This is a genomic window from Methylotenera sp. 1P/1 (assembly GCF_000384355.1).
GTDB lineage: Bacteria > Pseudomonadota > Gammaproteobacteria > Burkholderiales > Methylophilaceae > Methylophilus.
On the sequence record NZ_ARWC01000001.1, the window covers coordinates 1,662,820 to 1,674,138 of the forward strand.

The 11,319-nt window shown below is 47.5% G+C and carries 11 protein-coding genes; 1 reads left to right on the plus strand and 10 read right to left on the minus strand.

Features of this window, described 5'->3' with window-relative positions; genetic code table 11:
• Nucleotides 1-21 precede the first annotated feature (21 nt).
• Entirely contained in the window at nucleotides 22-1,449 is a 1,428-nt protein-coding gene (locus A3Q3_RS0107905) for a DHA2 family efflux MFS transporter permease subunit (protein WP_020183047.1), read from the minus strand.
• Between the two features lie 187 nt (nucleotides 1,450-1,636).
• Between A3Q3_RS0107905 and A3Q3_RS0107910 the strand changes: the two genes are divergently transcribed.
• Nucleotides 1,637-2,338, plus strand: coding sequence for a class I SAM-dependent methyltransferase (locus A3Q3_RS0107910; protein WP_020183048.1), 702 nt, complete (start codon nucleotides 1,637-1,639; stop codon nucleotides 2,336-2,338).
• Nucleotides 2,339-2,401: 63 nt separating this feature from the next.
• Here A3Q3_RS0107910 and A3Q3_RS0107915 read toward each other — a convergent pair whose 3' ends face one another.
• The 9 genes from A3Q3_RS0107915 to A3Q3_RS0107955 all read right to left on the minus strand — a co-directional run bounded on the left by A3Q3_RS0107915 (nucleotide 2,402) and on the right by A3Q3_RS0107955 (nucleotide 11,317).
• Nucleotides 2,402-2,842: a hypothetical protein gene (locus A3Q3_RS0107915; RefSeq protein ID WP_020183049.1), complete on the minus strand. Its 441-nt coding sequence runs from the start codon at nucleotides 2,840-2,842 to the stop codon at nucleotides 2,402-2,404.
• 48 nt (nucleotides 2,843-2,890) lie between these two features.
• The gene (locus A3Q3_RS0107920; RefSeq protein ID WP_026361830.1) at nucleotides 2,891-4,111 is read right to left on the minus strand and encodes a beta-ketoacyl synthase N-terminal-like domain-containing protein; all 1,221 of its coding nucleotides are present in this window, start codon (nucleotides 4,109-4,111) and stop codon (nucleotides 2,891-2,893) included.
• A 29-nt stretch (nucleotides 4,112-4,140) separates the two neighbouring features.
• A complete protein-coding gene (locus tag A3Q3_RS0107925) occupies nucleotides 4,141-4,560 on the minus strand; it encodes a hypothetical protein (RefSeq protein ID WP_020183051.1) in 420 nt (139 codons plus the stop codon).
• Nucleotides 4,561-4,670: 110 nt separating this feature from the next.
• The gene (locus tag A3Q3_RS0107930) at nucleotides 4,671-5,897 is read right to left on the minus strand and encodes a beta-ketoacyl-ACP synthase (protein WP_020183052.1); all 1,227 of its coding nucleotides are present in this window, start codon (nucleotides 5,895-5,897) and stop codon (nucleotides 4,671-4,673) included.
• The gene (locus A3Q3_RS0107935; protein WP_020183053.1) at nucleotides 5,897-6,625 is read right to left on the minus strand and encodes a 3-ketoacyl-ACP reductase FabG2; all 729 of its coding nucleotides are present in this window, start codon (nucleotides 6,623-6,625) and stop codon (nucleotides 5,897-5,899) included. Before A3Q3_RS0107935 ends, A3Q3_RS0107930 begins: the two co-directional genes overlap by 1 nt.
• On the minus strand, nucleotides 6,622-7,113 hold the full coding sequence (locus A3Q3_RS0107940) for a hypothetical protein (protein WP_020183054.1): 492 nt from the start codon (nucleotides 7,111-7,113) through the stop codon (nucleotides 6,622-6,624). Before A3Q3_RS0107940 ends, A3Q3_RS0107935 begins: the two co-directional genes overlap by 4 nt.
• A gap of 20 nt (nucleotides 7,114-7,133) precedes the next feature.
• Nucleotides 7,134-8,348 carry a beta-ketoacyl-[acyl-carrier-protein] synthase family protein gene (locus tag A3Q3_RS0107945; protein ID WP_020183055.1) on the minus strand — a complete coding sequence of 405 codons (1,215 nt, stop codon included), beginning with the start codon at nucleotides 8,346-8,348 and terminating at the stop codon, nucleotides 7,134-7,136.
• Entirely contained in the window at nucleotides 8,332-8,910 is a 579-nt protein-coding gene (locus A3Q3_RS0107950; protein ID WP_081623272.1) for a DUF3261 domain-containing protein, read from the minus strand. The genes A3Q3_RS0107945 and A3Q3_RS0107950 overlap by 17 nt, the downstream gene beginning before the upstream one ends.
• A gap of 10 nt (nucleotides 8,911-8,920) precedes the next feature.
• Nucleotides 8,921-11,317, minus strand: a complete 2,397-nt coding sequence (locus A3Q3_RS0107955; protein ID WP_020183057.1) for an MMPL family transporter — start codon at nucleotides 11,315-11,317, stop codon at nucleotides 8,921-8,923.
• Nucleotides 11,318-11,319 lie beyond the last annotated feature (2 nt).

The window sequence follows — 11,319 nt, forward strand, 5'->3', positions numbered from 1 at the left end:
TTACATGAGCGCATACAATAACTAGTGAACGCTCACATCTGCTAGTGTTTTTGGCGTACGTAAAAACACGGCGCTTAGCAAGGCCGCCAATGCAGCAAATGATGCGCCCAGCACAAAAGCCAATTGATAGCCGGCATTGAGTGCAAGTTTGGGGATTTCGCCCGCTTCTAACAGTTGCCCTGTACGCATGGCGGCTAAGCTAGCCAACACAGCCAGACCCAAGGCGCCACCCATCATGAACGATGTATTGACGATGCCAGATGCCAAACCGGAATCTGCCGGATCCACATCACTCATGGCCACCAGCAACATCGGGTTAAACGCAACACCGGCACCCAAGCCCAGCAACACCATGCCGGGCAATACATCCCACATAAAATCTCCCGCCAAAGGTGCCTGTGCAAATAGCAATAAACCTAATGCAGCCACCAACAGCCCCCCTACCAGCGGCGGTTTGATGCCAAAGCGTGTCACCAATTTGGCAGAGATACCTAGCGAAAAGGCCGCCATGATTAAATTAGAAGGTAAAAATGCCAAGCCAACTTGCAAAGCACTATATTCCAACACCAATTGCAGATATAAGGCTGAGATAAAGAACCAGGCAAACATCGCCGCCGCCCAAAGCACTGCGGCAATATTGGCAATCAGCAAGTTACGTAAACGAAACAGACCTAAAGGCATCAGTGGTAGCGCCACGCGCGTTTCTATGACGATAAATACGGCAAACAGCAACACTGCCAACGCAAGCAAGCTTAGCGTCTGTGTGGATAACCAGCCCGCCGCATTACCATTGATGATGGCATACACCGCCAACATCAGCGACAACGTAATGGTCACGGCGCCCGCAATATCCAGACGCTCTCCAGCTGCATGGGTGTGGCTTTCCGGCAATAATTTCAGGCAACACACATACACGGCAATCCCTATGGGTAGGTTCACTAAAAATATCCAATGCCAGCTCAAGGTATCGGTCAGCACACCACCTAATAACACCCCAATACTGCCGCCGCCAGCACAGACAAATCCATAGACACCCATTGCTTTGGCGCGGTCATCCGGCGCGGTAAATAAATTCATAATGAGCGATAACGCCACCGCAGACACCACCGCAGCCGCTAGGCCTTGAATGGCTCTGGCAATAATCAAAATCTCCTGACTGTTGGCCAAGCCGCAGCCCAATGAAGCGACTGTAAACAATGTCACACCCAGCAAGAATAGCTTGCGTGGGCCATAGAGATCACCTAACTTACCACCCAATAGTAAAAAGCCACCAAAGGTGAGCATGTAAGCATTCACTACCCACACCAGCGCGGTTTCTGTAAAGCCTAAATCTGCATGGATAGAGGGCAAAGCAACATTCACGATGGTGGTATCCAGCACAATCATCAACTCGCCAAAGCAAAGCAAGATCAGTGCTAACCAGCGCTTGCTGTGTTCAATATTATGCATAAAGCAAATTCCTCGTCTAAAGTCGATGCAATACTATATTTTCCCACACGATAAATACACGAAAATTTTCATCCGCATGTAAAATAAACATGTTTTAAGAATACTGCGCACATCTTTCCTACCTGAGTTAAACACCGCTTAGGAGAGGAGATGTGCGTGTGTTTAATTATAAAAATCGGATTTAAAAATGCAATTAAACGCACCTTTTGTTAAAGAAACACGATTTGGTGATTGGTTTTTAAAAACCAATATGTGGAAAGTCCGTGTGCTTGATCGCGCACTGAATGACTTGCTCAAGCTTCTAGGCAATCATCAGCGACGCTATACCAATATATTAGATGTAGGCTGTGGATTTGGATACTCCTTTGAAGCACTCTCCAAACGATTTCACCCTGATTTAATTATCGGTCTGGACGCTGACCCGGCAATTATAGAACGCGCTGGAAAAGCCGCGAAACATTGCAGCAGCAACGTACAATTACACGCAGCCAATGCAGCCAACACGCACTTAGAGAGCGCATCCTTTGACATGGTGTTTTGCCACCAAACGTTTCATCATATTGTGGAACAAGAAGCTGCCATGGCTGAGTTCTTTCGTGTGTTAAAACCCGGTGGCGTGCTTTTATTTGCAGAGTCTACCAAGCGCTATATATATACGCCGCAAATCAGATATTTATTCAGACACCCTATGCATGTGCAAAAAACAGCAGAGGAGTATATCGACATCATTCGTCACGCTGGATTTGATTTACCAGAGTCTAGAATTTCACTGCCGTTTTTATGGTGGAGCAGACCAGACTGCGGTATGTTTGAATTTTTTGGGTTCCCAGTCCCCAAAAAACGCGAAGAAACATTGGTCAATGCAGTTGCTTTCAAACCATTAAATTAACTGAGACTTGGCACGGAATGCGCCCGTACCAAGCCTTGCTAGCCTTATTTCAACTTGACTACTTTATTTCAACTTGACCACTTTGGCTTTAAACGCAACGCCTGACATTAAGGCGCCATTGCCGCACATATATTCGGTTGTGCTACTGTGTTCAACGTCCTTATAGTTGCTGACAATGCCGACTACCGCATCGCCACCTTCTTTAGTCGCGCGTTCTTGTAGCTCTAAAATGGCACTTAAAAATGTCCACTGACAGGCTTCTTTATCAGACTTATTGAAGGCGTTCGTCTTTTTATTGGTTTTCCACTCACCTAACTCTTTGGCCACTTTGGGAGATGACTGCGTTGCAAAATATAGCTTGATATTAGGGTTAATCTTTTCTTTTGCGGCAGGTGTATTCAGTGCCTCTTCGATGGAGTATAAGTTGTGATCATCGCGAGCAATGGCTTGATGACTCAACACTGTGAACAATAAAGCAGTGGATGTAAGTATTATTTTTTTCATTTTTATTAACTTCCTTTAGTTAAATAGCAAATAGTGACATAACAAAATTTAAATTGAACAGCGGCTCAATATCAAACTGACATTGGTGCCGCCAAAACCAAAACTATTGGTCATCATGGTATCTACCGACTGATTCAGGGTGTGCGTAAGTATAGGCATGCCTGTAAGTACTGGATCCAACTGGGTAAGGTTGGTGCAACCCGCCAGAAAGCCACCATTCAGCATGAGCATTGAATAAATAGCCTCATGCACGCCTGAGGCTGCGATAGGATGTCCGGTTTGTCCTTTGGTGGACGAGATCGGCGGGATTTGATGGCCAAATACATCTGATATTGCGTTTATTTCACTGACATCGCCTATCGATGTAGAGGTTGCGTGTGCGTTAATGTAACCCACTGGTGTATCACGTAGGGCGCTGTGTTGTGACAATGCCGCTTTCATGGCACGGGCCGCACCCTCTGCAGAGGGCAATACCATATCTGCACCATCGGAACTCACACCAAACCCAGTAATTTCGGCATATATCTTTGCGCCACGTTTTATTGCATGCTCATAGGCCTCTAGCACCAAAATACCAGCGCCTCCGGCAATCACAAAGCCATCCCTTGTCACATCATAAGGCCGTGACGCAGTACCATCAGGGTAACTGGTGGATAACGCGCCCATCGCATCAAACATGGCAGTGGTGGTCCAGCGCACCTCTTCGGCACCTCCCACAAACATCACATCTTGTTTACCAAACTGAATAAGCTCGGCACCATAGCCAATACAATGTGCAGAAGTTGCGCAAGCAGAACTCATAGAACAACTGATGCCATGGATGCCAAAAGCCGTGGATAAACACGCAGAGGTTGTGCTGCCCATGATTCTGGGCACCGCATAGGGAATGACTTTTGACAGACCTTTCTGACGCAACACATCCACAGCTTCCATGTGCTCGTAAGGCGACCCGACGCCAGAACCCACCACCAAGCCTGTACTAGGCGATGATATTGTGTTGGCATCCAGTTGACTATCCATCAACGCATCCTGCATTGCGTGGTAGGCATAAGTTGAGGCATCCGCCATAAAGCGTCTGGTTTTACGATCGATGGCCGGCTTATGACTGATATCTGGAATGCCGGCCACTTGGGAACGCAGACCGAGATCTGCATACTCCTGCACAAACCGAATGCCAGAGCGCCCTTGTCGTAAAGCCTGCGTAACCGTCTCCATATCGTTTCCAATACAAGAAACAATACCCATGCCTGTGACTACTACACGGCGCAATGTTGCGTCCTCTTAAAACAACACGACCATTAAAGTTTAGATAGCTCTAAACGAATGGCATCATTTAACGTTGCTACCCATTTATTATAAAAAGGATGAATGACCTCATCGCCACCACTATTTTTTAAATATTTCATATTCACGCTGTCTTTGTAATGAATCGAATACTTGTCTGCATCGTAAATAATATCAACAATCACGGTGTGTTTTTGTCTGACCAGAATACTGGCGGTAACCACGCCATCGGCAACATTAGACACTGTCCAGCCTTGAGAAATGACTGCGGCTTTAATAGCTTGCAATACTTGTGCTGCACTCAATTTTTTAGCCTCAGCACTGACGACTGGCGTATTGTCGATATTGACAATAGGGACTGTTTGGCGTGCCATCGCTGGTAGCGCAGCAAATGTAAGTAGGCAAAGAACAAAGGCGAGAATTTTATTATGCATGTTGGTATCTTTCTTTTTCTAATTTTAAAGTGAGTGTAAGTTTAAAGTTAAGTGCAAGTTGAATAGTACAAGTGCAACGCATAGACTACGCAAACACTGCGAAGTCTGTTTTAAGTCATTCGTTTGAAAATAAGTGACGTGTTGATTCCTCCAAAAGCAAAGTTATTACTCATCATATATTCTATATCCAGAGCACTTCCAGCCCCTGTAATATAGCCCAACTGCCCACATGCTGCATCGACATTTTCTAAGTTAAGCGTAGGTGCAAACCAGTGACGACGCATCATTTCTATCCCCCACCAAGCCTCAATGGCGCCACAGGCACCCAAGGTGTGTCCTAAATAACTCTTCATTGAACTGATGGGTACCGGGCGATTAAACACCGCTTCGGTCGCCTGCGTTTCAGCGACATCGCCGCGATCCGTTGCTGTGCCGTGCGCGCTGACATAACCTACCGCTTGCGACGGAATATTCGCATCATCCAATGCCATCTGCATTGCAACAGCCATGGTTTCCATCGCTGGCTGTGTTACGTGGCGCCCATCGGAGTTGCAAGCAAAGCCGATGATTTCGGCATATATTTTTGCGCCACGCGCTTTGGCATGCTCATATTCTTCCAGCACCAAGGTTGCGGCACCCTCGCCAACCACCAAGCCATCACGCTTTTGGTCAAATGGACGTGGCGTTAATGCTGGTGTGTCATTTTGGCTACTGGTGGCAAATAAGGTATCAAACACGGCTGAGCTCGGTGCTGACATCTCTTCGGCACCGCCGGCGAGCATCATGGTTTGTCGACCAAAACGAATGGCCTCATACGCGTAGCCAATGCCTTGACTGCCTGAAGTACATGCACTGGAAGTGGGGATGATGCGTCCTTTTAAACCAAAAAATAAGGCAATATTGACGGCAGCGGTATGCGGCATCATCTGAATATAACTGGTCGACGTCACATTTTCCATAGACCCCGTTTCTAGCATGTGGGCAAATACACGCACCGGATCAACGCTTCCAGACGAAGACCCGTAAGCCACGCCCATTTGGCCGTTGGTAATCGCTGGGTCGTTCAGTAAATTGGCATCAATAAGCGCAAGCTCACTGGCGCGTACGGATAACATTGCCACGCGCCCAACGCCTCTCACGACTTTGCGTGGGTAATGCTCTGGCGTGACGAAATAATCAACGGGCGCTGCAATCCTTGTATTGAGCGCTTGAATATAGTCCCACTCAGGCATATAGCGTACCCCATTTTTTCTGGCACGCAGGGCCTTATCTATGGCGTCCCAATCATCACCCAACGCCGTAATGCCAGCCATTCCTGTGACAACAACACGCTTCATCAGATAATCCCGCCATTGACGCCAATGACTTGGCGGGTAATGTAAGAGGCATCGTCCGACATTAAAAATGCAACCGCAGCGGCCACTTCTTCCGGCTGACCCACACGGTTCATCGGCACCATTTTAAGCGCCTCGCTGATTGGCAAGTCATCTGTCATGCTGGTATCGATCAACCCCGGCGCAACGCAATTAACGGTGACACGCCTGCTTGCTAGCTCCACAGCCAATGCCTTGGTGGCACCAATAAGGCCAGCCTTAGCGGCGCTGTAATTCACCTGCCCACGATTACCCATCACACCGGATACAGACGCTAATGTCACAATGCGCCCGCCCTGTTTTAAGCGTAACATGGGCATGGTCAGTGGATGCACTACGTTAAAAAAACCATTCAAGCTAGTGTCCAACACGCTATCCCAATCGCTTTCAGATAGCGCAGGGAAAGCAGCATCACTGGTAATCCCTGCATTACATACAATGCCGTAGTAGGCTCCATGTTGCTCGATATCTGCTTCAAGAATCGTCTTGCACGATGCACGATCGCATACATCGAACTGTAGCACTTGCGCTTGTCCACCTTCACCAATGATTTGGCTAACGACTGCATCTGCTTCTGCGCGACCGCTCCTGCAATGCACAGTAATGGCAAACCCTTCTTTAGCAAGCCTGAGCGCAATGGCTTGGCCTATGCCCCGACTAGATCCGGTAATAAGTACGCGACGAATGGTCATGATGCGTGATCCTGCAAAAATTGTTGAAAATTGTCTGGCTCAAACACTTTTAAGGTTGCTTTAGCCAATAGATTGGGTGCGCTATCATCTGCGAGAGTTTGTTGATAGTAAATACGACAATCATAAGCCCCTAAACCACTGATATCGCGATAGACCAACGTCACATGAATCATGAGCGCTTGATTGACCACAAACACAGGCTTAAACGCTTGATAACTGCGCGTGCCTAACAATGCGCCATGTTTAGGCAACGTTGTACTGCCGTATTTTAGCAAACCAGCATGCGCGGAAATGGCCTGCGCCATGAGCTCTATGCCTATCCATGCCGGCATATTGCCTTCTTGGTCTGCATACCAAGCACCTAAAACCGGCGTGTAAGTGGCAATAGTAAACTCTGCATCGTAGTCAACAATACTATCCAATAAACGCATATTGCCGCTATGCAACAAAACATCTGCAATATCAGGTATGACTTTTAACTGTTTCATCTCACTGTTTCACGCAATATTTAAATGATTGAATTCACTTGCTCACCAATGATTAAACTCACATTACTACCACCAAACGCAAATGAATTACTCATACAAATACGTGGCTTGCTTGGGCCAAACGTATGGCCTGCACTGATCAGGTTAATGTGTGGCAACGCCGAATCCGCTTCACCATCCCACACATGCGGCGGCAATTGATTGCGCTGTATCGCCATCCAGCAAAAGGCGAGTTCTGTTGCACCTGCGGCCCCTAATGTATGACCGGTCATCGGTTTGGTGCCACTACAAGGCACACCATTGATGAACACGCGCGCGACAGCACGACTTTCCATCTCATCATTCTTAAGCGTACCTGTTGCATGTAGGTTAATGTAAGCAATCTCCTCTACCGTTTTCCCTGCATCTTGCAGTGCCGCTCTAATGGCGGCTTCTGCACCCAAGCCTTCTGGTTGAGGTGCTGATATATGATAAGCATCACTGCTTTCACCAACCCCTAACAAGACAATATCGGATGCATCGGCCAAGCGCTCTTTCGTCATCAAAAAGAGCGCTGCGCCCTCGCCAATATTAATGCCTTTGCGATGCTGGCTCATCGGGTTGCTAATCTCTTGTGTCGTCGATTCTAGCGAGGCAAACCCATTAATGGTTGTCTTGCACAGTGAGTCCACCCCGCCCACAAGCACTGCATCGCACAAGCCATGTTTGAGTAAATTACGTGCAGATTGAAACGCTTTTGCACTTGAAGTGCATGCCGTAGAAACGACGTAGGCTGGCCCCTTAAGCGCTAGGTATTTGGTAAGAAACTGTGCGGGCATCCCCAACTCTTGTTGCAGATAGTGATAATGTTCAGGCATCACACCAGCCAACTGCTGGGCTTTTACGGCTTGCTCACTTTCGGCAATACCAGAGGTGCTCGTCCCCAGCACCACGCCTATCCGCTGTGCCCCATATTGCGCAATAGCGCTTGCCACCAATGCCTGTATTTGCGCTAAGGCGCCAAGTAGCAACCGATTGTTATGACACGCATATTGGGAGAAAGCAGCGGGAATTTCTGGCAAACTAGATTGCACACGGCCCACGCGTGCCTCACCGTCTGCTTGCCATCCATGCTCTAATACCAGCCCGCTTGTATCGCCAGAGAACAGCTTGTGTGATATCTCATCCACACCATTGCCAAGTGCGTTAACGATACCTAACGCTGATAAATAATAGGCATTATTGTGCAATTGCATCTGTACTATCCACCAAAGTGCTAATGTTTAAACTGAATTGCATACGTGGCATATCAATACTTAATTGTTGATAGAGTACCAATTTATTCGCATATTGCATGTGTAAAATAACCTGATTTCCAGAAAGTACAGTGCGCTCTGCCCCAGCTTCCATGAGCGTTAACGAAGGGCTTAACCCTTGCTTGACAGCATCGCTTGGCCACAACGCCAATTGCAACAATGCGACCAGCATGGCAGGATCTAAGCGGGCGCCAAGCGGGTTTTCCGCAACGATGTTGACGTTATTATCGTTCACTTGCATGAGCTTCTGACCAAAGGGCGTAAAGGCAATCATTTGTAGCCCACTTTGACTGACATCCAAATCCGTAATCATGACTTCATGTACATCACGATAATTTATTTCTACCGTTTGCTGCACCGCAAAAGGCTCAACCAGGGTAGATGGCTGTAAACAATATTGCCCTGTACTCGACGGCAGTTGCACACAGCGCGAGGGCGTGTGCGTACAAGCCGTTGTACACAGCACTATCCATAACATCATGTATTGAAGAGTATTTTTCATTTATAGATACTTAGCGCTCAATACTCAACACCATCAAAGATAATAATGCAGCAAAGCCCACGCCCATTAGCATGGTCAAACCAAAACTAGATAATACGGGCATCTCACTCAATATCAACATGCCATAGGACAACAACATGGTACCCGCCGATAACAATACGCCGGCTAATAGCGCCGCTTGATGTGTTTTGACATCCACCATGATCCCCTCACGCATAAAAATGGAGTAATTGACGCCTATGCCTAATACCAACATAAATCCCATCATGTGAAAAAAGCTGAGCGGTATATGGAGATACCCAAACAAGCCTAATGTAAACATGATACCCAACAATGTAGGCAGCAAGACCACCAACCCAACGCGCGGACCGTAGCGGAAGCTTAGCACGCCATAGATTAAGACAATGGCACATACCAACCACACCGCGCTCCAAAGACGATATGTATGAAACAGTGTGGACACACTCTGCGCTTTATCCACATAGGTCACCGCGTTAATATTTTGGTCGTCAGCCCATCGCGCTAATAGCTGCGGATTGCTGATGCCTTGCAAAAGCACGATGCTGGCGTAATGCCCTTGCTGGGTTTTGCCCAGCCATAAATGGCGGAAAGGCGTAGAAAATGAGGTTTTCAGCCAATCATCCACATTCAAATTTTTGTTGCTGTGCTGAAAGTCATTCTGTAGCGCCCCTGCGATATCATCGCGCAAACCAGCCTCAGCCAATGTCTCTTTCAGCAAGGTCGAGTGCTTAAAAACGTTGGCTTGCCATGCCGCTTGATGCTTACGCTGCTGGCTTTCGGAAGGGACAAACGTTGAAATCGCGCTATAGGCAGCAAGCGCTCCGCGTGCGACTAGCTGATCCAGTTGCTGAGTGAGCGCCTCTTCATGCATCAATAACTGCTCCGTCGTTTCGCCTTCCACCAAGAAAAATTGATGCTGGTTACTCATTCCGGTAATTTGACGAATGCTAGCCTCTTGCGCAACCAACTCAGGCGGCTGCGTGACTAATAAGCGGATATCATCATTCCCTTTTAATTTAAATAAGCCTGGCACGGAGATGACGAGTACTGCTAACACAATCATGACGCAGCTACGTTTCGTCATATAACGTTGCCATATATTGAGAAATCTCTGCGGTATGTCTACTGCCGCTTCTGGCGGATGTGAATTTGGCTGCATCAGCGTGGCTGGTAATAATAAATACACCGATAGCCATGCAGCCACCAGCCCAATAATGGCAAAAAAAGCGATTTGCGTCAGCGCCGGGAAAGGCATGAATGCTAATACACAGTAACCAAGTACGCTGGTAGTAAGTGCTAACATCAGTGCCGGGCTCACCCGGCGTAGACCACTTACAGGATCCCAATCTTTGCCTGCGCCCAAGTGCGCAGAAAAATATTGAATCGCATAATCAATCGCCTCACCGATTAAACTGGCGCCAAACACCAAGGTAATCAAATGAATTTCACCATAGTAGTAAATGGTGGCCGCAAGCGCTGTACAAATACCAAAGCCCACTGATAAAAAGCCTAATACCAATGGTCGAATGGACCTGAACATTAAATAAAGCAATACCAACATGCCTGATAACGAAACCAAGCCAATGATATGCATTTCTTTTTCGGCAGATTGGCGCGCTTTGCTTGCATAAAATACTGCACCGGCACGCAGTAATTCGACACCAGGATGCGCCTGTTTTAAGCTTGACTCTGCCGTGGTGATAGCGTGCATGACTTGGTCTTGGGTAACATCACTATAAGCCGAGCCTTCCGGATCTACCGAAACAAACACCCATGTTTTATCTGCGCTGTGCCCGACTAGCAACCCATTTTCAAATTCCAATTTAAAATTCTTCAATGGCAAATGTGAAAACCAGCGGTCAGCAAAACCAAAGGGGTCTTGCTCTACCGGCAAGGCAAGGCCAAAACGGAATGGCGCATATAGCTTTTGTTGCAGCTGATCGCTTAAGTGCAAAGGGCCATCAGACAACCCTTTGTAATCTTCATGCGTCAGCAATCTGTAGCGATAAGGCGCATAAAAATCAGCGATTTGATTCGTATCTAGTGCGGGGACTTCCAAAAACACCTGTTTAAACATAGCGGGTTGGCCGCTGCTTTTATTCAATGCTCTGAGTTGATTAGCAAAGCTGTGGGCCGCTGTAATCGCTACTTCCTGACTACTTGCACCCACCAAGAACAGCACCCGGTTTCCTGCCGAATTGACTAATTGCGTGACAGCCTCTTCGGCGACTGCATTACGCTCGGTCTTAGGTAGCAACGCAAGTAAATTCGTTTGTAGTGGAGACTGGTTTGAGAATTGTGCGATACAACTCACGACACTCATAGCTGCCAATACTAGCCAAATAAAGGCATGCAGCTTCAGTCTTTCAGGGCTTAACAGCTTCATGC

What these genes read in the sequence shown, in the direction of transcription:
- A3Q3_RS0107905 (WP_020183047.1), bottom strand. Translation starts at nt 1,449, where the DNA reads ATGCATAATATTGAACACAGCAAGCGCTGGTTAGCACTGATCTTGCTT.
- A3Q3_RS0107910 (WP_020183048.1), top strand. Translation starts at nt 1,637, where the DNA reads ATGCAATTAAACGCACCTTTTGTTAAAGAAACACGATTTGGTGATTGG.
- A3Q3_RS0107915 (WP_020183049.1), bottom strand. Translation starts at nt 2,842, where the DNA reads ATGAAAAAAATAATACTTACATCCACTGCTTTATTGTTCACAGTGTTG.
- A3Q3_RS0107925 (WP_020183051.1), bottom strand. Translation starts at nt 4,560, where the DNA reads ATGCATAATAAAATTCTCGCCTTTGTTCTTTGCCTACTTACATTTGCT.
- A3Q3_RS0107930 (WP_020183052.1), bottom strand. Translation starts at nt 5,897, where the DNA reads ATGAAGCGTGTTGTTGTCACAGGAATGGCTGGCATTACGGCGTTGGGT.
- A3Q3_RS0107935 (WP_020183053.1), bottom strand. Translation starts at nt 6,625, where the DNA reads ATGACCATTCGTCGCGTACTTATTACCGGATCTAGTCGGGGCATAGGC.
- A3Q3_RS0107940 (WP_020183054.1), bottom strand. Translation starts at nt 7,113, where the DNA reads ATGAAACAGTTAAAAGTCATACCTGATATTGCAGATGTTTTGTTGCAT.
- A3Q3_RS0107945 (WP_020183055.1), bottom strand. Translation starts at nt 8,348, where the DNA reads ATGCAATTGCACAATAATGCCTATTATTTATCAGCGTTAGGTATCGTT.
- A3Q3_RS0107950 (WP_081623272.1), bottom strand. Translation starts at nt 8,910, where the DNA reads ATGAAAAATACTCTTCAATACATGATGTTATGGATAGTGCTGTGTACA.
- A3Q3_RS0107955 (WP_020183057.1), bottom strand. Translation starts at nt 11,317, where the DNA reads ATGAAGCTGTTAAGCCCTGAAAGACTGAAGCTGCATGCCTTTATTTGG.